The organism is Pseudomonas sp. CC120222-01a, from assembly GCF_003097235.1.
Taxonomy (GTDB): domain Bacteria; phylum Pseudomonadota; class Gammaproteobacteria; order Pseudomonadales; family Pseudomonadaceae; genus Aquipseudomonas.
The window spans coordinates 53,268-74,720 of sequence record NZ_QEQQ01000021.1; the positions used below are offsets into that span (position 1 = coordinate 53,268).

Below are 21,453 nucleotides of genomic sequence, written 5' to 3' on the forward strand. Positions count from 1 at the left end.
GTCAGTGCTCCCGGCTGGCGAAGTCGATGCGCGGATCGACCAGGGTGTAGGTCAGGTCGCCGATCAGTTTCACCACCAGCCCGAGCAGGGTGAAGATGAACAGGGTGCCGAAGACCACCGGGTAGTCGCGGTTGATCGCCGCTTCGAAACTCATCAGGCCCAGGCCATCGAGGCTGAAGATCACCTCGATCAGCAGGGAGCCGGTGAAGAAGATGCCGATGAACGCCGACGGGAAGCCGGCGATCACCAGCAGCATGGCGTTGCGGAACACATGCCCGTACAGCACCCGCGGCCGGCTCAGGCCCTTGGCCTTGGCGGTGACCACGTACTGCTTGTTGATCTCGTCGAGGAAGCTGTTCTTGGTCAGCAGGGTCATGGTGGCGAAGTTGCCGATCACCAGTGCGGTGATCGGCAGCACCAGGTGCCAGAAGTAGTCCAGCACCTTGCCCGTGGTAGACAGTTCGTCGAAGTTGTTCGAGGTCAGGCCGCGCAACGGGAACCAGTCGAAATAGCTGCCACCGGCGAACAGCACGATCAGCAGGATGGCGAACAGGAACGCCGGGATGGCGTAGCCGACGATGATCGCCGAGCTGGTCCAGACGTCGAAGTGGCTGCCATGGCGCACGGCCTTGGCGATGCCCAGCGGGATCGACACCAGGTACATGATCAGCGTGCTCCACAGCCCCAGCGAGATCGACACCGGCATCTTCTCGGCGATCAGGTCGATGACCTTGGCGTCACGGAAGAAGCTGTCGCCGAAGTCCAGCGTGGCGTAGTTCTTGACCATGATCCACAGGCGTTCGGGCGCCGACTTGTCGAAGCCGTACATGTGCTCGATCTCGGCGATCAGCGCCGGGTCCAGGCCTTGGGCGCCACGGTAATTGGAACCGGCTACCGAAACTTCGGCGCCGCCGCCAGCGATGCGGCTGGTGGCGCCCTCGAAACCTTCGAGCTTGGCGATCATCTGCTCCACCGGGCCGCCGGGGGCGGCCTGGACGATGATGAAGTTGATGATCAGGATACCGAACAGGGTCGGGATGATCAGCAGCAGGCGGCGCAGGATATAGGCCAGCATGTCAGTTGGCCTCGTCCGCAGGGGCTTCGGTGACCGCCGGTGTCACATCCGGTTTGACCCACCAGGTGTCGATGCCGACGTCATACTTGGGCGATACCTTGGGGTGGCCGATGTGGTTCCAGTAGGCCACCCGATTGGTCTTGATATGCCAGTTGGGCACCACGTAGTAACCCCATTGCAGCACGCGGTCGAGGGCGCGGCAGTGGTCGATCAGGCTCTGGCGCGAGTCGGCATTGATCAGTTCCTCCACCAGTTGATCGATAGCCGGGTCGCGCAAGCCGATGAAGTTGCGGCTGCCGGGGTTGTCGGCGGCAGTGCTGGACCAGAACTCGCGCTGCTCGTTGCCGGGCGAATTGGATTGCGCGAAGCCGCCGACGATCATGTCGAAGTCACGCGAGCGCAGGCGGTTGATGTATTGCGAGACGTCCACGCGGCGGATCTCGAAGCCTATCCCCAAGTCAGCGAGGTTGCGCTTGAACGGCAGCAGTACACGTTCGAACTGGGTCTGTGCCAGCAGGAACTCGATGCTGACCGGCTTGCCATCCTTGTCGACCATCTTGTCGTCGACGATCTTCCAGCCGGCTTCCTGAAGGAGCTTGTAGGCCTGGCGCTGCTGCTCGCGGATCATCCCGCTGCCGTCGCTGACCGGGTTGGCGAAGGCCTCGGTGAACACCTGCTCGGGGATCTTGCCGCGCAGCGGTTCGAGGATTTTCAGCTCGGCCGGCGAGGGCAGGCCACTGGCGGCCATTTCGGAGTTCTCGAAGTAACTGTCGGTGCGAATATAGGCGCCGTTGAACAGCTGCTTGTTGGTCCATTCGAAGTCGAACAACAGGCTGAGTGCCTTGCGTACACGCACGTCCTGGAACACTGGTTTGCGCAGGTTGAAGACGAAGCCTTGCATGCCCACCGGGTTGCCGTTGGGTATTTCTTCCTTTATCAGGCGGCCATCGCGGACGGCGGGAACGTCGTAGGCGGTCGCCCAGTTTTTCGCGCTCATCTCCAGTTCGTAGTCGAAGGCCCCGGCCTTGAGTGCCTCCAGCGCCACGTTGTTGTCACGGTAGACATCGAAGGTCATGGCGTCGAAGTTGTAGAACCCGCGGTTGATCGGCAGGTCCTTGGCCCAGTAATCCTTGACCCGCTCGTAGCGGATCGAGCGCCCGGCCTTGACCTCGGCGACCTTGTACGGGCCGCTGCCAAGCGGCAGTTCGAGGTTGCCACGGGTGAACTCGCGGGTTTCGTACCAATGTTTGGGCAGCACCGGCAGCTGGCCGAGAATCAGCGGCAGCTCGCGGTTATTGTTGTGCTTGAACTTGAACAGCACCTTGAGCGGGTCTTCTGCGACCACTTCAGCCACATCCCCGTAGTACTGGCGGTACAACGGGGCGCCGTCCTTGATCAGGGTGTTGAAGGTGAATACCACGTCTTCGGCACGCATCGGGTGGCCATCGTGGAAGCGAGCCTCGGGGCGCAGGTAGAAGCGCACCCAGCTGTTGTCCGGTGCCTTCTCGATCTTGCCGGCGACCAGGCCGTATTCGGTGAACGGCTCATCCTGGCTCTGACGCATCAGGGTGTCGTAGATGATGCTGACGTTGTCGGCCGACACACCCTTGTTGATGAACGGGTTGAGGCTGTCGAAGCCGCCGAAGCTGGACTGGCGGAAGGTGCCGCCCTTGGGCGCGTCGGGGTTGACGTAGTCGAAGTGCTTGAAGTCGGCCGGGTATTTCGGCGGCTCGTCGTACAAGGTCAGCGCGTGTTGCGGCGCGGCCAGCGCGGGCAGGCTCAGGCAGGCGAACAGCAGGCTGCAGGCCAGGCGTAGCGTCGGCTTCATTGGGCTTTCTCCGAAGGCTTTATCCACCAGGTATTCAGCCCGAGGGTGTAGGGCGGCGTGGTGACGAAGGCGAACCGGTTGCGGTAGGCCAGGCGGTGATTGTCGAGGTACCAGTTGGGGATCATGTAGTACTGCCATGAAAGTACGCGGTCCAGGGCGCGGGCGGCGGCGACCTGGTCGTCGCGGGTGCGCGCGGCCAGCAGGGTGTCGAGCAGGTGGTCGACCACCGGGTCCTTGACCCCAGCATAGTTCTTGCTGCCCTTGGTCGAGGCCTGGCTGGAATGGAAGTACAGCCACTGTTCGAGGCCCGGGCTCAAGGTCTGGTTCAGGGTCATCAGGATCATGTCGAAGTCGAACTGGTCCAGGCGTTGCTTGTACTGGGCACGGTCTACCGTGCGCAAGCGCGCATCGATGCCGATGCTGGCCAGGTTTTCGACATAAGGTTGCAGGATGCGTTCGAGGCTCGGGTTCACCAGCAGCAGTTCCATGCTGAACGGTTGGCCCTTGGCGTTGACCAGGCGCTGGCCGTCGAGCTTCCAGCCAGCCTGATTGAGCAGGCTCAGGGCCTGGCGCAGGGTCTGGCGGCCAATGCCGCGCCCGTCGGTGTGGCTGACCTGGTAGGGCTGGGTGAACAGCTTGTCGGGCAGCTGGTCGCGGAACGGCGCCAGCAGCAGCCACTCCTTGCCGGTGGGCACGCCGCTGGCGGCGAACTCGCTGTTGGGGTAGTAGCTGGTCGCACGGCGGTAGGCGCTGCTGAACAGCGCCCGGTTGGTCCACTCGAAGTCGAGCATCAACCCGAGTGCCTGGCGCACCCGTGGGTCGCTGAACGTGGCCCGGCGACTGTTCATGAACAGGCCCTGGGTCTGGGTAGGGATCTGGTGCGGGATCTGCGCCTTGATCACTTCGCCCCGGCGCACGGCCGGGAAGTTGTAACCGTTGGCCCAGTTCTTTGCCTGGTGCTCGATATAGATGTCGAACTCGCCGGCCTTGAACGCTTCGAAGGCCACGGTGGCATCGCGGTAGAACTCGTATTCGACGCGGTTGAAGTTGTACTTGCCGCGATTTACCGCCAGGTCCTTGCCCCAGTAGTTCTTCACCCGCTCGAACACCAGGCGCCGGCCAGGCTCCACCTGGGTGATGCGATACGGCCCGCTGCCCAGCGGCGGTTCGAAGGTGGTGGCCTCGAAGTCACGCTTTTGCCAGTAGTGCTTGGGCAATACCGGCATTTCGCCCAGGCGCAGGATCAGCAGCGGGTTGCCGGCGCGCTTGAAGACGAAGCGGATGCGCAGCGGGCCGAGGATGTCGACGCGCTGCACCTCTTGCAGGTTGGTGCGGTAGATCGGGTGCCCCTGCTTGAGCAGGGTACGGTACGAGAACGCCACGTCGGCGGCGGTGATCGGCGCGCCGTCATGCCAGCGCGCTTCCGGGCGCAGGTTGAACACCACCCAGCTGCGGTCTTCGCTGTACTCCACCGAACGGGCGATCAGGCCATAGCTGGAGGTGGGCTCGTCACCGGAAGGGTCGTACTGGCCGGTGCCGACCATCAGCGTTTCGTTCAGCTCGCTGACGCCGTACTGCAGGAAGTTAGGCGTGGTGACGGGGCTGGTGCCCTTGAAGGTATAGGGGTTGAGCGTATCGAAGGTGCCGAATGCCATGGCCCGCAAGGTACCGCCCTTGGGCGCTTGCGGGTTGACCCAGTCGAAGTGGGTGAATGTGGCTGGGTACTTGAGCGTGCCGAACTGCGCGTATCCGTGGCTTTCGCTCACCATCGCGACGGCGGGGAAGCTCAAGGCCAGGCTGAGTGACAGCAGGAGGGGACGTATCAAGTCGGCATCCGATCCAGAGGCGTTGGGCTTTGGTCGGGGTACAGTAACAGCTTGCCGGGTATGGAAAAAGAGTGGGGTCCAGGGGATTGCAAAGGGCCGCATAGCGGCCCTTGGTCGTGTATCAGTGCGACAGGTAGACGGTCAGGGTCTGGCCTGGCTTGAGCGCATGCCCGCTGCGCGGATTCCAGCGCTTGAGGTGCTGCATCTCGACGTTGAAACGTTTGGCTACAAGATACAGCGAATCACCCTTGCGCACTTTGTACTGGGTGGAGCGCTGCCCGGAAGCGGCCACCCGGTTGCCTGCGGCGCTCGGTGCGCTGCCGCCGCGCAGGGCCAGGACCTGGCCAGCCTTGACGCGGTTGCCCGGCAGTTTGTTCCAGCGCTGGATGTCCTTGACCGCAACGCGGTTAGCCTTGGCGATGCTGCTCAGGCTGTCGCCACGCTTGACCCGGTAGCTGCGCGCCGCAGGCCCCTTGGCTTCGGCCACGGCGGCGGCGAACACGGCTTTGTTCGGCTGCAGGCTGACCAGCTGCTCGGGCTTGAGGTTGGACAGGCTGTCGCTGAGCAGTTGCGCCTTGGCGGTCGGCACCAGCAGCTGCTTGGGGCCGTCCACGGTCATGCGTTTCTTGAAGGCCGGGTTGAGCTGGATCAGTTCGTCTTCGTCGATGTTGGCGAAGGCGGCAACCCGCGAAAGGTCGAGGCGGTCGTTGATGGCCACCGCTTCGAAGTAGGGCTCGTTGGCGATCGGCGTAAGGTTCACACCATAGGCTTCAGGCGTGGAGACCACCTGCGACAGTGCCAGCAGCTTGGGCACGTAGTCACGGGTTTCCTGTGGCAGTGGCAGGTTCCAGTAATCGGTGGGCAGGCCGAGCTTCTCGTTGCGCTCGATGGCACGGCTGACGGTGCCTTCGCCCGCATTGTAGGCCGCCAGGGCCAGCAGCCAGTCGCCGTTGAACATGTCGTGCAGGCGGGTCAGGTAGTCCAGCGCGGCGTTGGTCGACGCGGTGATGTCGCGACGGCCATCGTAGAAGTTGGTCTGGCGCAGGTTGAAATGGCGGCCGGTGGCGGGCATGAACTGCCACATGCCCGCCGCGCTGGCGCGCGAGTAGGCCATGGGGTTGTAGGCGCTCTCGATGGCCGGCAGCAGCGCGAGCTCCAGCGGCATGTCGCGTTCTTCGAGGCGCTCGACGATGTAGTGCAGGTAGAGGCTGCCACGCTCGCCGGCGCTCTCGAGGAACGTCGGGTTGCTGGCGAACCACAGGCGCTGCTGCTCGATGCGCGGGTTGACGTCGATGTTGTCCTGCAGGGCGAAGCCCTGGCGCATGCGCTCCCACACATCCTGCGGCGGTTCGGCAGGTTTGACCGCCAGCGGTGAGGGCTTGTGCTTGATCCGAGCCTGGTAATTGTGCGCGCGAACGCTGTCGGCTTCGTCGAGCTGACGGGTACTCTGGCAGCCCACCAGGGTGGCGGCCAGCGCCAGCGCACTGATTTGGGCCAGGCGCGTCAGGGCGACTGCATGAGCGGTTCTGCGGCTACGGGAAGACATCGGCTGACACAGGTTTCCGAGCGAAAAATTTCGGCGATTCTAGAAACCGCTCCCGCCTGGGTCAACCGTTGTGAACCCTCTGCGATATATCTTGAGGTTATCAGAAGGTGTCCTTCCAAGACCTCAAAGCAGCAAAAACAGTGACCTGCGAGTCGTTTGAATGTCCCTTCCATTCGTCTGCTTTTTGTTTAACTAATGTTTCAGCGGTACGCAGAAACGGGTTGGTCAGGCGCTCCAGGCCGATCGTTGATGGCAAGGTGATGCGATTTTCGGCGCGCAACCGGGTAACGTCTTCGAACCGTTGCAGAACGTGCGGATTGGTGGGCTCCACGGCCTTGGCGAAGCGCAGGTTGCTCAGGGTGTATTCGTGGGTGCAGTAGACTTCGGTCTGCTCCGGCAGCGCGGCCAGGCGGGCGAGGGCGGGCTGCATCTGCTCTGGCGTGCCTTCGAACATGCGCCCGCAACCGGCGGCGAACAAGGTGTCGCCACAGAACAGCAGCGGTGTGGCCGGCTGGTCGCTGAAGTAGGCGATATGCCCCAGGGTGTGGCCTGGCACGGCCAGTACCTGGAAGGGCACGCCCAGCACGCTGACCGTGTCGCCCTCGTCCAGCGCCAGGTCGCGGCCCGGGATCTGCTCGTGGGCCGGGCCGCAGACGCGGGCACCGGTCTTTTGCTTGAGGCGTTCGACACCGCCGACATGGTCATGGTGGTGGTGGGTCACCATGATGGTGTCCAGCGCCCAGCCGGGGTGGGCGGCCAGCCAGGCCTCCACCGGGCTGGCATCGCCGGGGTCGACCACCGCGCAACGGCGTTTGGCAGTATCCTGTAACAACCAGATGTAGTTGTCGGAGAAAGCGGGGAGAGCGTCGATCTGTATCATGGTGCGGATCCGTATCGCCAGGCGTGGCACATGAGGGCATCTTAGCCGCGATGGCGCGGTGCGAGAACCTTCGAGGGAGAGCGCAATGACCGACCAAGCCTTTGCTCAGGCCGACCCGGAATGGGTCGAACTGATCAGCCTGGCCCGTGAGTGGTTCAACGGCCCACTCGGCCAGCTGATGTTGAAGGAAGAGGAAAAACTCCTGGAAGAAGAGCTCGGGCGCTTCTTCGGTGGCTACCTTGTGCACTATGGCCCCTGTGCCGAGGCGCCGCCCAGCGCGCCTCAGGTGCAGCGTAATGTGCGCCTTGGTGCACCGCTGCCGGGGGTGGAGATTGTCTGCGAGGAACAGGCCTGGCCCTTGAGCGAGCACGCCGCCGACGTGGTGGTGCTGCAGCATGGCCTGGACTTCAGTCTGTCGCCCCATGGCCTGTTGCGTGAGGCCGCCAGTGCGGTGCGCCCGGGCGGGCACCTGCTGATCGTCGGTATCAACCCCTGGAGCGGCTGGGGCATGCGCCATTTCTTCAGCCATGGCGCCTTGCGCAAGGCGCGCTGCATCTCGCCGTCACGGGTGGGCGACTGGCTCAACCTGCTGGGCTTCGCGCTGGAGAAACGCCGCTTCGGGTGCTATCGTCCGCCGCTCACTTCGCCGGCCTGGCAGCAACGCCTGGCAGGCTGGGAACGGATGGCGGGCGGCTGGCAGAGTGCCGGCGGCGGGGTCTACCTGCTGGTGGCGCGCAAGATGGTGGTCGGCCTGCGGCCGTTGCGCCAGGTGCGCCGCGAGCCGATGGGCAAGCTGCTGCCGCTGCCGCTGGCCAAGGTCAACCGCAGCGCCGCCAATCCGGATACCGAAAAGCACTGAACATGAGTGGTACATGAGCGATAGCGTCGAGATGTATACCGATGGCGCCTGCAAGGGCAACCCCGGCCCGGGCGGCTGGGGCGTCCTGCTGGTCTTCAAGGGCGTCGAGAAGGAACTGTGGGGCGGCGAGCGCGAAACCACCAACAACCGCATGGAACTGATGGCGGCGATCCAGGGGCTGATGGCGCTCAAGCGTGAGTGCGAAGTGGTGCTGACCACCGACTCGCAGTACGTGATGAAGGGCATCAACGAGTGGATGGTCAACTGGAAGAAGCGCGGCTGGAAGACAGCGGCCAAGGAGCCAGTGAAGAACGCCGACCTGTGGCAGTTGCTCGACGAGCAGGTCAACCGCCACAAGGTCACCTGGAAGTGGGTGCGCGGGCACATCGGCCACCCCGGCAACGAGCGCGCCGACCAACTGGCCAACCGCGGCGTCGAGGAAGTGCGCGCCAAGCGTTGAGCTGCGGTACAATCGTCGCCTTTGTAACTGATGCAAGTTGGAGCGCCCCGCGTGGAGCAGCAGCAAGATAAACGCCTGGTCATTCTCGATACCGAAACCACCGGTATGCCGGTCAGCGAAGGCCACCGGATCATCGAGATCGGCTGTGTCGAGGTCATGGGCCGGCGCCTGACCGGGCGGCACTTCCACGTCTACCTGCAGCCTGACCGCGAAAGTGACGAGGGCGCAATCAACGTCCACGGCATTACCGATGCATTCCTGGTCGGCAAGCCGCGCTTCGCCGATGTGGCCGAAGAGTTCTTCGAGTTCATCCAGGGCGCCACCCTGGTCATCCACAACGCGGCGTTCGACGTCGGCTTCATCAACAACGAGTTCGCCCTGCTGGGGCAGAGCGACCGCGCCGACATTTCCAACCACTGCACCATCCTCGATACCCTGCTGCTGGCCCGTGCCCGCCACCCGGGGCAGCGCAACAGCCTCGATGCGCTGTGCAAACGCTACGACATCGACAACTCCGGCCGTGAACTGCACGGCGCGTTGCTCGACTCCGAGTTGCTGGCCGACGTCTACCTGGCGATGACCGGCGGCCAGACCAGCCTGTCGCTGGCTGGGCACGGGGCTGACGGTGACGGTGACGGTGACGGGCAGGGCGCTGGTGGTAGCGAGATCCGCCGCATCGTCGGGCGTGCGCCTGGGCGGGTGATCATGGCGTCTGCCGAAGAGCTGGAGGCGCATGCCGAGCGGCTGGCGGCGGTGGCCAAGTCGGCGGGTGGGCCATCGATGTGGCAAGCCCTGACCGAGACACCGGCTGGCTGATTCGTAAAGCTGCACCGGCCCTTTCGCGGGGCAAACCCGCTCCTACAGAGATCTCCTGACTCCTGTAGGAGCGGGCTTGCCCCGCGAAGAGGCCGGTACAGGCAGCACAAGGCCAACTACCCTTAACAGGACAACAAGTCCTGCGAGGGTAGCAGCCGGATGTACAAGGACCTCAAGTTCCCGATCCTCATCGTCCACCGTGCGATCAAGGCCGACAGCGTTGCCGGCGAGCGCATCCGCGGCATCGCCGAAGAACTGAGCCAGGACGGCTTTGCCATCATCAAGGCTGCCGATCACACCGAAGCGCGCCTGGTCGCCACCACTCACCATGGCCTGGCCTGCATGCTGATCGCCGCCGAAGGCGTCGGCGACAACACCCACTTGCTGCAGAACATGGCCGAGCTGATTCGCTTGGCCCGCCTGCGTGCGCCCAACCTGCCGATCTTCGCCCTGGGTGAACAGGTCACCCTGGAAAACGCCCCGGCCGAGGCCATGAGCGAGCTCAACCAGCTGCGCGGCATTCTCTACCTGTTCGAAGACACTGTGCCGTTTCTCGCCCGTCAGGTAGCGCGCGCCGCGCACAACTACCTCGATGGCCTGTTGCCGCCGTTCTTCAAGGCCCTGGTCCAGCACACCGCCCAGTCCAACTACTCCTGGCACACGCCTGGCCATGGTGGCGGTGTGGCCTACCGCAAGAGCCCGGTAGGCCAGGCCTTCCACCAGTTCTTCGGCGAAAATACCCTGCGCTCGGACCTGTCCGTATCGGTGCCGGAGCTGGGCTCGCTGCTCGATCATACCGGCCCGTTGGCCGAGGCCGAGGCCCGTGCCGCGCGCAACTTCGGCGCCGACCACACCTTCTTCGTCATCAATGGCACCTCCACCGCCAACAAGATCGTCTGGCACGCCATGGTCGGCCGCGATGACCTGGTGCTGGTCGACCGCAACTGCCACAAGTCGGTGGTCCACGCCATCATCATGACCGGCGCCATCCCCATCTACCTGTGCCCCGAGCGCAACGAGCTGGGCATCATCGGCCCGATACCGCTGAGCGAGTTCAGCCCTGAGTCGATCAAGGCCAAGGTGCAGGCCAACCCGCTGGCCAAGGGGCGTGAACCGCGGATCAAGCTGGCTGTGGTGACCAACTCCACCTACGACGGGTTGTGTTACAACGCCGGGCTGATCAAACAAGCGCTGGGCACCAGCGTCGAGGTGCTGCATTTCGACGAGGCCTGGTTCGCCTATGCGGCGTTTCACGAGTTCTTCGAGGGTCGTTACGCCATGGGCACCGCGTGCAGCGAGGGCAGTCCGCTTGTGTTCAGTACCCATTCCACCCACAAGCTGCTGGCCGCCTTCAGCCAGGCCTCGATGATTCACGTGCAGGATGGCGCCCAGCGCCAGCTGGACCGCGACCGCTTCAACGAAGCGTTCATGATGCATATCTCCACCTCGCCGCAATACAGCATCCTCGCCTCGCTGGACGTGGCTTCGACCATGATGGAAGGCCCGGCCGGGCGCTCGCTGCTGCAGGAGATGTTCGACGAAGCCCTGAGTTTCCGTCGTGCCCTGGCCAACCTGCGCGAGCACATCGCCGCCGAGGACTGGTGGTTCAGCATCTGGCAGCCGCTCGCGGCGGAGGGCATCCAGCGCCTGGCGGCGCAGGACTGGTTGCTGCAGCCGGGGGCCGAGTGGCATGGCTTTGGCGAAGTGGCGGACGACTACGTCCTGCTCGACCCGCTGAAGGTGACCTTGGTGATGCCTGGGCTCAGCGCCGGTGGTGTGCTGGGGGAGCACGGCATACCGGCTGCGGTGGTCAGCAAGTTTCTCTGGGAGCGCGGGCTGGTGGTGGAGAAGACCGGCCTGTACAGCTTCCTGGTGCTGTTCTCGATGGGCATCACCAAGGGCAAGTGGAGCACGCTGCTCACCGAGTTGCTGGAGTTCAAGCGCCATTACGACGGCAACACGGCGTTGAGTAGCTGCCTGCCGAGCGTCGTCGCGGTCGATGCTGCACGTTACCAAGGGCTGGGCCTGCGTGAGCTGTGCGACCAGTTGCATGACTGCTACCGCACCAATGCCACGGCCAAGCAGCTCAAGCGGCTGTTCACGCGGTTGCCGGAAGTGGCCGTGAGCCCGGCGCGGGCCTATGACCAGATGGTGCGCGGGGAGGTGGAGGCGGTGCCGATCGAGGCCCTTCTGGGTCGGGTTGCGGCGGTGATGCTGGTGCCGTACCCGCCAGGGATTCCGCTGATCATGCCGGGCGAGCGGTTCACCGAAGCGACCCGCTCGATCCTCGACTACCTGGCGTTCGCCCGGGCGTTCAACAGTGGCTTCCCAGGCTTCGTCGCCGATGTGCATGGCCTGCAGAATGAAAGCGGCCAGTACACGGTCGATTGCATCAAGGAATGCGAATGATCTCGACGCCGGTCTGTGCCAGTTCGAAGCGGTTTTCACCCAGGTGGTTGACGCGGTCGCCGATGGCCAGGCGGTAGGTGGTGATCGGGGCTCCCAGTGCGCTGCCGTCTGCCTGGAGGGTGGACTCCTGGAATTCGTGCACGGGGTAGATACGGCCTTCGGCGTCACGGGCGTGGAATTGGCCGACCATTACTGCTGCCATTTGGGTGAAAACCTCTGAATTACGTAGGAAATGTCTTCAGGCATAGACCGTAGAAGGTACCCGGAAGTTTTCACCCAGTGGAAAAAAATCCAGGCCGCCGAGGAACGGTCATCTATAACTACTGACGTCCCTTTTCCCAGCAAAGGATGGATAACGCCATGAGCCAGGTGTATTCGGTAGCGGTTGTCGTCGGCAGCTTGCGCAAGGACTCCTACAACCGCAAGGTGGCCCGCGCACTTTCGGAGCTGGCGCCGTCCAGCCTTGCCCTGAAGATTGTCGAGATTGGCGACCTGCCGTTGTACAACGAGGATGTCGAGGCCGAGGGCGTGCCCGAGGCTTGGAAGCGTTTTCGCGATGAGATCCGCCGCAGTGATGCGGTGCTGTTCGTCACCCCGGAATACAACCGTTCGGTACCCGGTGGCCTGAAGAACGCCATCGACGTGGGTTCGCGGCCTTATGGGCAGAGTGCCTGGAGTGGCAAGCCGGCGGCGGTGGCGAGCGTGTCGCCGGGCGCCATTGGCGGGTTCGGTGCCAATCATGCGCTGCGTCAATCGCTGGTGTTCCTCGACATGCCGTGCATGCAGATGCCTGAGGCGTATATCGGTGGGGTGGCCAGCCTGTTCGATGAGGGCGGCAAGCTCAGTGACAAGACCCGGCCGTTCCTGCAGGGCTTTATCGACAAGTTTGCGTCCTGGGTGAAGTTGAACCGGGCAGTCTGACCCATCGTTGTTGCCTGAGCTGACGTATTCGCGGGCGCGCCCGCTCCCACAGAGGAATGCATGACCCTGTGGGAGCGGGCGTGCCCGCGAATGGCCAGACACCGGTCTGTCAGAAGGCCTGCGGCATCTCACCCTTGGCCAGGCGGCGGTTGATATCGGCAATCACCTCTGGCAAGTCGTTGATGGTGTCGATCAGGTAGTGGGGCCGCGAGCCGGCAAACAGTTGATGAATGCGCTTGCGCTCGCTCTCCAGCTTCTCTGCGCTCAGCGCCTGGTAACCATCCCAGGTCAGCCCAAGGGCATTGCCCGAGCACACCAGGGCCACGGTCCACATACCGGCACGGCGGCCTTCGAGGATGCCCGGCACGGTGTCGTCGACCTTCACGCACGCCGCCACATCATCGATCCCCAGGGCAATCACGTTGGCCAGGGCCTGGGCCGGCCATGGGCGGCCATTCGGGGTTTCGTCGGTGGCCACCACGTGGTCGGCGACGTAGCCGTTCTGCGCAGCCAGCTCCACCACCTTGTCCATCACCACCTTCGGGTAGCCCGAGCAGGAACCGATCTTCAGGCCATCCTGGCGCAGGCCGGTGAGGGTGTCGAGGGCGCCGGGGATCAGTGCCGAGTGCACGGCGATCTTTTCGATCTGCAGTGGCATGAAACGGTTGTAGATGGCGGTGACGTCATCGTCGCTCGGGGTACGGCCGAACACCTTGCGGTAGCGCTCGGCGATCTCCGGCACATCGCACAGGGTGCGGATGTGGTCCCACTTGCCCATGCCCATCGGGCCGCGGGCTTCTTCGATGGAAACTTGCACGTCGAACTCGGCAAAGGCTTCGACGAAGATCTGGGTCGGGGCGAAGGAGCCGAAGTCGACCACGGTACCGGCCCAGTCGAGGATGGCGGCTTGCAGCTGAGTAGGATTGCTGTAGTTCATGTGCGCTGATTCCTGAAATCGGGTGGGCAAAGGGGTTAGATGTCCAGCACTTCCATTTCCCGCAGCACGTCGGCCACGGCATTGACGGCGGCCTGCATGCCTTCGGCACCGACCACGCCGATGCAACCGACGCGGAAGGTCTCGACCTGGGTCAGCTTGCCCGGGTAGAGGATGAAGCCCTTGGCCTTGACCCGCTCGTAGAAGTCCTTGAACTGGTAGCGGGCATCGTTTGGCGCGTGGAAGGTGACGATGATCGGCGCCTGGATCTCGGCAGGCAGGAAGCTGCGCAGGCCGATGGCGGCCATGCCGTCGAGCAGGGTCTTGCAGTTGTCGGCGTAACGCTGGTGGCGCGCTGGCAGGCCGCCTTCCTCGTTGTACTGCTGCAGGGCTTCGTGCAGGGCAGCGAGCACGTGGGTCGGTGGGGTGAAGCGCCACTGGCCGGTCTTGGCCATGTAGGCGTGCTGGTCGTGCAGGTCCATGGCCAGCGAGTGGGCATTGCCTTCGGCGGCGGCCAGGGCGGTTTTCTCGGTAAAGACGAAGCCCATGCCCGGCACGCCTTCCAGGCACTTGCCGGAAGCGGCGATCAGCGCTTCGAAGGGGATTTCGCGGGCATCGATCGGCAGCGCGCCGAACGAGCTCATGGCATCGATGATCAGGCGCTTGCCGTGGCGTTTGATCACCTGGGCGATCTCTGGCAGCGGGTTGAGGATGCCGGTGCTGGTTTCGCAGTGGATCAGCGCCACGTGGGTGATGGCCGGGTCGGCGGCAAGCAGGCGGTCGACGTCGGCAGCGGTGGTCGGCTGGTCTTCGGCGGTTTCGAAGGTGCTGTAGGTGCGGCCCAGCACTTTGCAGATTTTCGCCAGGCGTTGGCCGTAGGCACCGTTGATCAGGACCAGGACCTTGCCGTCTCGCGGCACGAGTGTGCCGATGGCCGCTTCCACGGCAAAGGTGCCGCTGCCTTGCAGGGGCACGCAGTGGTGGCTGGCGCTGCCGTCGATGATCGCCAGCAGTTGCTCGCAGACGCTGGCGGTCAGTTGGTTGAAGTCGCGGTCCCACGAGCCCCAGTCCACGAGCATGGCTTGGCGGGTGCGGATTGAAGTGGTCAGTGGGCCAGGGGTCAGCAAGATCGGGGCGTTGCTCATTCCGTTATTCCTCACAAGCAGTGGGCTGAAACTACGGGGCCTAGGTTGCAATTCGCGTTGCCATCAATCAAATTGTTTGTTGTTATCCGAGCTATAAGTAAGGCCGATACTAATGAACCTGTTTCAGCTGCGAGCCTTCGATGCCGTTGCCCGTGAAGGCAGCTTCACCCGCGCCGCTGCGCGGCTGTTCATCAGCCAGCCGGCAGTGACCGGGCACGTCAAGGCACTGGAGGAGCACTACCAGATCACTTTGCTGCGGCGCACCGCACGGCGGGTGGAGCTGACGGAAGAGGGCACCCGCCTGGCGGCGATCACGCGGGCCATGTTCGGCCTGGCCGAAGAGGCGCAGGCCATGCTCGAGGCCAATCGGCAATTGTTGACCGGGCGCCTGGAGGTGGCAGCCGATGGCCCGCACCGGGTCATGCCGATGCTGGCGATGCTGCGCGAGCGCTACCCGGGCATCACCGTCAACCTGCGCCTGGGCAATGCCCAGGAAACCCTGGCGGCGCTGCTCAACGAGCACGCCGACGTCGCCGTGCTGACCGAGATCGAGCCGCGCAAAGGGCTGCACCTGCAGAACCTCTGCGAGTCGCGCCTGTGTGCGCTGCTGCCAGCGGGCCACGCCTGGGCGCAGGCCGAGCAAGACCTGCCACTGGCCGAGCTGCACCAGCAGATCATGGTGCTGCGCGAGCCCAGCTCCACCACCCGGCGCACCTTCGACAAGGCCTGCGGCATGGCTGGCGTGCAGCCAAGGGTGTTGTTGGAGCTGGACAGCCGCGAAGCGGTGACCGAGGCGGTGGCGTCGGAGCTGGGCATTGGCGTGGTGTCGTCGACCGAGGTGGCCAACGACCCACGGGTGGTGGCGCGGGCCCTGGCTGGCCAGGGCCTGCGCAACCAGCATATGGTTGGCTGCCTGGAACGGCGCCGCGAGCTGCGCTTGATCCAGGCTTTCCTCGGCCTGGCGTCGAGCCTTTGAGCCAGCCTAAGATGCCTGCATCAGCGAATGGATTGGCAATGAGCGAAAAAGACACCATCTCCATGCAACTGGTGCGCGAAGCGCTGTTGCAGACCTGCCCGGCGGGCGAGGCGGATGCCGCACTGCTGGCCCGTGCCGGGATCGACGCCGGGCAATTGCAGGCGCCTGCAGCGCGGGTCAGCGCCGAGGCCTATGCACGGCTGTGGCGGCTGTTGGCACGCCGCTGCAACGACGAATTCTTCGCCATGGACCCGCGCGGCCTGCGCAGCGGCAGCCTGGCGTTCATGTGCCGGGCGAGCATGGGCCAGCCGACGCTGGGTGCAGGGCTGGGCACTGCTCTGGAGTTCCTGTCGCTGATGCTTGAAGACCTGCAACCGAGCCTGGTGCGCCAGTACGAGCTGGCCGAAATCGTCATCAACGAGCCTCGCGACCAGCCGCGTCGTGCCTTCACCTATTTCACCTTCTGGATGATCGTCCATGGCCTGGCCTGCTGGCTGGCAGGGCGGCGCATTCCGATCCTGGCCATCGAGCTGCGCTGCGCCGAACCACCGTTTTGCGACGACTACCGGGTGATGTTTTCGCAAAACCTGCAGTTCGAGCGCCCGCGCACACGCATGATCATCAGTGCTGAAAGCCTTGACCTACCGCTGCGGCGTACGCCCGAGGAACTGCAGCGTTTTCTGGCCGAGGCACCTGGCAACATCCTGGTCAAGTACCGGGATGCTGCCAGCCTGGGGCGGCGCATCCGCCATGACTTGCTGCATCAGGACCCCAATCACTGGCCCGATGGTGATGCCTTGGCACGGCAATTGTGCCTGTCGCCGTCTACCTTGCGTCGGCGCCTGGCAGAAGAGGGGCAGACCTATCAAGGGCTCAAGGACAGCGTGCGGCGGGAGCTGGCAATCGCGTGGCTAAGCCATGCCGAGCCTGGCATGGGCGAAATTGCGGCGCGCCTGGGCTTTGCCGACAGCAGCTCTTTCTACAAGGCGTTTCGCAAATGGTTCGGTTGCAACCCTGGGCACTATCGCGCGCTGGCTCATGCACGCGGAGCACACGGGTAGCCCAGTTCCCTCTGAACCGGGCAGGCAAGCAATGAAAGAGTCTGCGCTTCCATTGCTTAGGAGACGCCCGTGCTCAAACGTAATTTCCCCAACCCTGCAAATGCGCGCAACGTCGCCGCCGACACACCTGCAGTCGATCAGCCCGTCAGCGATGCTTCACTCAGCCAGAAGATAACCGATACCTTCATCCATCAGCGGACGCCGCGATGGATCAAGGCGGCTTCTGTGGCAGACATCCGCAAGTTGCGAAGCCTGTACCTCCAGCACCACAACACCCAGAAAAAGGTGAGCGCTGCGACGGCGGCCGCAGTAACGCCCCATGCATTTGCCGATAGCGCGTTTTCTCAAACCCTGGCAGACCTCTTGCCAGTCGGCCATCGCGTGAGCCAGTTGCTTTGGCAGGACAAGGTCCTGACGCTGGAAGGCTACTCGGTGCCTCGTTTAGAGCCCGAATACAAACTGCAGCCTGCGCTGGCGCGCCTGATGCAGAACTTTGCCGAAAATGCCACGCCGCTGGATGGCAGTGGTCTGGTTGCTGCGGGCAGCGACACGCTATTGTCGGGTGACGTGGGGAGCTTTATCGCAACCTGTCGCCAGCTGGATGTGGGGGCCCGCTATCAGACGCAGCTGGGCAGCATCTTTGAGCGAAACGCCGCCCTGCTCATGGAAGACAAGCTGGCAGGTTTCAGTCTGGCCGTGCAGGTGGCATTCCTGAGAGGCGCCATCATGGCTGACGTCAGGGCGGCCTTGCTTGCGAGTGTCAGCGGTTCGGCACAAGCCAATGGCGAGCCCACTGCGGCCGCTGCAGCCGTACCGGCTCAGCCAGGCGATGCGCCGGTGCTCACAGCCTATCCTGGCCTGATGTCGATGTTGGGCGTACGCGTCCATGAAGCATTGTTTGTCCAGCTGCGCGGCGTCGATGACCAGGACGACGGCATTGTCGTCTACTTGCCCGGCCAGCCAGAACCGCTGCGCTGGTTCGCCTCCAAGTTGGAGTGGGTCAAGGAAATGGCCGCTTCACTCAAGCACAAGGACCAGCTCGCGGCGTTCATTCAATTGATCGCACTGAAGGACCGTGCGGCTTTCTTCAGTACATTGCAATTGCGGCTCAAGGATGACGAACCCGACCTGGAGGTGGAGGGTGATGCCCACCATGAGGCAGTTTTCAAGCGTTGGGTCGACGAGCAGATCGAGCGCGTCAAGGCGGATGCCAGGTTGCTTCTGGTGCCTACCGCCGATGCCGATGCCGATGCCAGTCGTGAACGTCTGGAAGCCTGGGCTTCGCTGGGATGGGGCCTGGCCAGCCTGGCCGGGTTCTTCATACCCGTGGTTGGGGCGCTGTTGCTCGCTCACCTGGTCACGCATGTATGCAAAGAGGTGTTCGAGGGGGGCGAGGATTGGGCGGATGGGCACGATCACGAAGCGTTGCAGCATGTTTTGAACGTTGCCGAGACGGTGGCGGCAGTTGCAGCCACCACGGCGGCAGCGGCAGGAGCAGGCGCTGCTGCCAGTGCATTCGTGCGCAGTGCTTTTGTCGATGGCCTTGAACCTGTTGGCGTTGGGCCACACACCCAGCGTTTGTGGAGCGCCGACCTGACGCCCTATCGGACCTCGGCGAACGGGGCCACGCTAGAGGATGATGGCCTCTACCACAGCGGAGCGCGGCGCCTGCTGCGTGTGGACGAGCACTACTATGAGATTCGTCAGGTTGAGAATCAGGGCCCTTGGCGCCTCCAGCATCCGCTTCGAAACACCGCTTACGGCCCGGTTGTCGAACGTAACGGCGAGCGCTTCTGGCGAGTGCGTGGCGAGCTCCCGCAAGCCTGGAACGATGAAGCAAAGTTGCTCGATCGGCTCTGGCCCCGGGAGCGTCCGCTCGATCCTCTGCAAGCGCGGCGAGTGCTGCAAGCTGCCTGCAGTGATGTCGATGAGTTGCGTGGCATTGCGGTGGAAAACCGTGCCATGCCAGCCAACTTGCGCGATACGTTGCGCCGTTTCGAGGCTGACGAGCGTATCGAGCGCTTCTTCGGCAAGCCTCCCGTTGGGGCGCGTTTCGATGATCGGGTACTGCTTGAGTGGTGCAAGCAACGCCCGGAGTTCGCTGAAATGGAAGGCGAGCGTTTGCATGATGCACTCGAGAAGAACGCAAGCCGCCTGCGTTCGGCTCTGTTCAGGCATCTGACCGAGATCGAGCCGTCCACCGATCAGGCTGCGCAGGTGACCCGGCGTGATTTTGCCGGTTTGCCATCAGACTATGTCAGCGAACTGGTCAGGACGCTGAGTGCCTCCGAACGAGAGGTGATCGAGCTGAGGCGGCGGTTACCGTTGAGCGTGGCGCAAAGAGCCCGCTCATTGTTGCAACTGGCCAGGCTCAACCGAGCCCAGCAAGGCCTGATGTTGCGCAATGCCTATGTCGACGAGGCAGGTGAGCTGGCATTTAATCTGTTCGCGAAGGTTGATCATTGGCCGCTGAATACGCGATTGGAACTGCGGGAAAACTCCTCGTCGGGGCGACTGCTGGCGGTGCTCAACTCGCAATCGCCCGAGGCGACCCAGCAGATCCTGGTGCATCGCGACGGACAATTCACGCTGTATGACCACCGTGGTCTGGAGCTTGAGGCGCAACCCACAGAGCCCGACGACTTCTTCCAGGCGGTTTATTGCCTGCTGGAGCCCTCGCAGCGCGAACGCCTTGATCTTGGCCAGGTGAATCCTGCCGATGCCTTGCGGCAATTGGTGTTGAGCAAACTGCCACGCGAACGTCAGCGGCTGATGAGCGCGCTCGGGCAGGTTGAAAGCAAAGGCTGGTTCAACCCAGGGCAACGACTGCCCGATGGTCGAGTCGGTTATGCGCTCGGTGGTGGCATTTCAAGCGAGAGAGGGGCCTTTCTGCAACTGAGGCGTCGGCTGGCGGCTCTCTACGAAGACGACTCTCCTCGACAGATCCAGGAGCACATCGAGAGGGTGCTGGATACCGAGGACCCTTTCGAGCAGCTGGTTTTCGAAGAGCACAACCTGCAAATGCTAGAGAGCCGCCTGAGCGAGTGGGTTACTGCTGCATCAGAAGCTGAGCTGGCTGCGCGCCGTGTTGTGTCGCAGCGGCTGCGAGCGGCCTGGCGCAGGCAACTGGATATTGATCTGGAGCATCAGGACTTCCAGGGGTATATCCTGGATCTGAGTGGGGTCCAGGTAACCTCGTTGCCTGAAATGAGTCAGGAGCTCGACTTTCACTTCGTGACTTCCATGCTGATGGTCAACTCGCCGCTGCAAGAGGTGCCGGAATCGTTCTTCAGCTGTTTTGGTGCGTTGCGACGGGTCAATCTGTCGAGAAACAACCTGCGGGCGTTACCCATGGGGATCCGTCAGTTGGCTCAGTTGCAGCGGCTGCAACTGTCTTACAACCGCATCAGGTGGAATGATGTGGCGACAGGTATCCTTGGAGAACTTCACAACCTCATCGCACTGGATCTGAGCTTCAACCCACTGCGCACAATGGTGCTGCGCTTTACTGGGGTTCCGGTGTTGCGGCGCCTGCACCTGATGCACTGTGGTCTGCTGGAGTGGCCTGAAGGGTTGCAGCATTGTGGTCAGCTTCGCTTCGTCAACTTGAATTCCAACTTACTGACCAGCATTCCCGACGTGATCATGCAACTGCCGTATGAGTTTCGCGCATCCATCCAGCTGGAGCGCAATGCCATTCAGCGCACGCGCCTGGAACTTCTCTACACGCGTCCGGTGCATCTGATGCATGGCCCAAGCGCGGCGGCAGACTCGGCGCCATCCGCCAGGGCGCTGTGGGTGACAGGCGAGCAGGCAGAGGCGCGCGGTGCTCGTTGGGACCGTCTGTTTCCAGCCCAGGCTGACGATGAGCAACCAGACAGTATCCTGCGCATTCTGAGCGAGCTGCGGGAAAGTGCCGATTTCCACAACAGGGCCTACCGAGAGGTACTTACCCGCCAGGTATGGAGCGTGCTCGATACTATGGATGCTGATGCGCAACTGGCGCAGGAGTTACGTTTGATTGCTGACGAGCCTGTCACCTGCGCAGACAGTGTTGCCGAGCGTTTCGCTGATTTACAACTGCGGGTGTTGGTCGCGAACGCTGAACGTACGGCGCCAGGTGAGCGTGATGAACTGCTGAAGCTCGGTTCTGGGCTGTTCCGCCTGAAGACACTCGAAGCCTTCATTCATGCAGATATCGAGCAGCGCCTGCAGATAACGCCCGACCTGGATCAGATTGAAGCCAGGCTGTACTACATCGTCAATCTCGCAGCGGAACTGCAACTTCCCGGCCAGCCCGCCTCGATGAGGTTCGAGACGATCAGCGGTGGAACCGCAGCCCAGCTAACGAAAGCGCGGGCTTATGTGAGCGCGGCTGAAACCGTTGAGGCCAAGGCAGGTTTCATCAGTGAGCAGAGATTCTGGAGTACCTGGCTGCAAGCGCAGTATCCAGACGAGTTCGCGGCAGTAACCAATGAACTCGACTCGCTCGGGGCGCAACTGTATGAGACGCGCGAAAGCCTGAGTGATAGGCAATACAAGGAGCAGTGGGACGCGCTGGCAGTCGATAGGGAGGCCCGTCTGTCGCGCCTGAAGATACTACTGACCACGCAAGCGCTGGAAACCGGCCAAACCAGTCATCCAGATTGACGGCTTAGGCCATTGCCCCCGCGCCGCCGCGGCGCGAACATCCTCGGACCGATGGTTCAACTCCAAA

Annotated in this window: 16 protein-coding genes; 8 read left to right on the forward strand and 8 right to left on the reverse strand. The window is 63.2% G+C overall.

Annotation, left to right across the window (positions count from 1 at the left end; translation table 11 throughout):
* Nucleotide 1: 1 nt before the first annotated feature.
* The 5 genes from N430_RS22795 to gloB all read right to left on the reverse strand — a co-directional run bounded on the left by N430_RS22795 (nt 2) and on the right by gloB (nt 7,155).
* Complete coding sequence (locus N430_RS22795) at nt 2-1,075, reverse strand: microcin C ABC transporter permease YejB (RefSeq protein ID WP_079228977.1); 1,074 nt, start codon at nt 1,073-1,075, stop codon at nt 2-4.
* A 1-nt stretch (nt 1,076) separates the two neighbouring features.
* Nucleotides 1,077-2,903, reverse strand: a complete 1,827-nt coding sequence (locus tag N430_RS22800) for an extracellular solute-binding protein (protein ID WP_110639050.1) — start codon at nt 2,901-2,903, stop codon at nt 1,077-1,079.
* Nucleotides 2,900-4,672 carry an extracellular solute-binding protein gene (locus tag N430_RS22805; protein ID WP_110639051.1) on the reverse strand — a complete coding sequence of 591 codons (1,773 nt, stop codon included), beginning with the start codon at nt 4,670-4,672 and terminating at the stop codon, nt 2,900-2,902. Before N430_RS22805 ends, N430_RS22800 begins: the two co-directional genes overlap by 4 nt.
* Nucleotides 4,673-4,850: 178 nt before the next feature.
* A complete protein-coding gene (locus N430_RS22810) occupies nt 4,851-6,275 on the reverse strand; it encodes a lytic transglycosylase domain-containing protein (protein WP_110639052.1) in 1,425 nt (474 codons plus the stop codon).
* 100 nt (nt 6,276-6,375) lie between these two features.
* The gene (gloB, locus tag N430_RS22815; protein WP_110639053.1) at nt 6,376-7,155 is read right to left on the reverse strand and encodes a hydroxyacylglutathione hydrolase; all 780 of its coding nucleotides are present in this window, start codon (nt 7,153-7,155) and stop codon (nt 6,376-6,378) included.
* 85 nt (nt 7,156-7,240) lie between these two features.
* Between gloB and N430_RS22820 the strand changes: the two genes are divergently transcribed.
* The 4 genes from N430_RS22820 (at nt 7,241) to N430_RS22835 (ending at nt 11,699) form a co-directional block, all read left to right on the forward strand.
* Complete coding sequence (locus N430_RS22820) at nt 7,241-8,014, forward strand: class I SAM-dependent methyltransferase (RefSeq protein WP_110639054.1); 774 nt, start codon at nt 7,241-7,243, stop codon at nt 8,012-8,014.
* 13 nt (nt 8,015-8,027) lie between these two features.
* Nucleotides 8,028-8,474 (forward strand): ribonuclease HI, encoded by a 447-nt coding sequence (gene rnhA / locus N430_RS22825; RefSeq protein WP_027919086.1) that lies wholly within the window; start codon nt 8,028-8,030, stop codon nt 8,472-8,474.
* Nucleotides 8,475-8,525: 51 nt separating this feature from the next.
* The gene (gene dnaQ, locus N430_RS22830) at nt 8,526-9,290 is read left to right on the forward strand and encodes a DNA polymerase III subunit epsilon (protein WP_110639055.1); all 765 of its coding nucleotides are present in this window, start codon (nt 8,526-8,528) and stop codon (nt 9,288-9,290) included.
* A 159-nt stretch (nt 9,291-9,449) separates the two neighbouring features.
* Nucleotides 9,450-11,699 (forward strand): Orn/Lys/Arg decarboxylase N-terminal domain-containing protein, encoded by a 2,250-nt coding sequence (locus N430_RS22835; RefSeq protein ID WP_110639056.1) that lies wholly within the window; start codon nt 9,450-9,452, stop codon nt 11,697-11,699.
* Here the strand turns inward: N430_RS22835 and N430_RS22840 are convergent.
* The gene (locus tag N430_RS22840; RefSeq protein WP_027919089.1) at nt 11,683-11,901 is read right to left on the reverse strand and encodes a hypothetical protein; all 219 of its coding nucleotides are present in this window, start codon (nt 11,899-11,901) and stop codon (nt 11,683-11,685) included. The two genes, N430_RS22835 and N430_RS22840, sit on opposite strands and share 17 nt — an antisense overlap.
* 158 nt (nt 11,902-12,059) lie before the next feature.
* Between N430_RS22840 and N430_RS22845 the strand changes: the two genes are divergently transcribed.
* Complete coding sequence (locus tag N430_RS22845) at nt 12,060-12,620, forward strand: NADPH-dependent FMN reductase (protein ID WP_110639057.1); 561 nt, start codon at nt 12,060-12,062, stop codon at nt 12,618-12,620.
* Nucleotides 12,621-12,729: 109 nt separating this feature from the next.
* Here N430_RS22845 and phnX read toward each other — a convergent pair whose 3' ends face one another.
* Both phnX and N430_RS22855 read right to left on the reverse strand, forming a co-directional pair.
* On the reverse strand, nt 12,730-13,557 hold the full coding sequence (gene phnX / locus N430_RS22850; RefSeq protein ID WP_110639058.1) for a phosphonoacetaldehyde hydrolase: 828 nt from the start codon (nt 13,555-13,557) through the stop codon (nt 12,730-12,732).
* Between the two features lie 35 nt (nt 13,558-13,592).
* Nucleotides 13,593-14,699: a 2-aminoethylphosphonate--pyruvate transaminase gene (locus N430_RS22855; protein WP_110639059.1), complete on the reverse strand. Its 1,107-nt coding sequence runs from the start codon at nt 14,697-14,699 to the stop codon at nt 13,593-13,595.
* Nucleotides 14,700-14,811: 112 nt separating this feature from the next.
* Between N430_RS22855 and N430_RS22860 the strand changes: the two genes are divergently transcribed.
* The 3 genes from N430_RS22860 (at nt 14,812) to N430_RS22870 (ending at nt 21,386) form a co-directional block, all read left to right on the forward strand.
* Complete coding sequence (locus N430_RS22860) at nt 14,812-15,675, forward strand: LysR substrate-binding domain-containing protein (protein ID WP_110639060.1); 864 nt, start codon at nt 14,812-14,814, stop codon at nt 15,673-15,675.
* Between the two features lie 38 nt (nt 15,676-15,713).
* Nucleotides 15,714-16,736 (forward strand): AraC family transcriptional regulator, encoded by a 1,023-nt coding sequence (locus N430_RS22865; protein ID WP_110639061.1) that lies wholly within the window; start codon nt 15,714-15,716, stop codon nt 16,734-16,736.
* Nucleotides 16,737-16,805: 69 nt separating this feature from the next.
* Nucleotides 16,806-21,386 (forward strand): NEL-type E3 ubiquitin ligase domain-containing protein, encoded by a 4,581-nt coding sequence (locus tag N430_RS22870; protein WP_110639062.1) that lies wholly within the window; start codon nt 16,806-16,808, stop codon nt 21,384-21,386.
* Nucleotides 21,387-21,453: the final 67 nt, after the last annotated feature.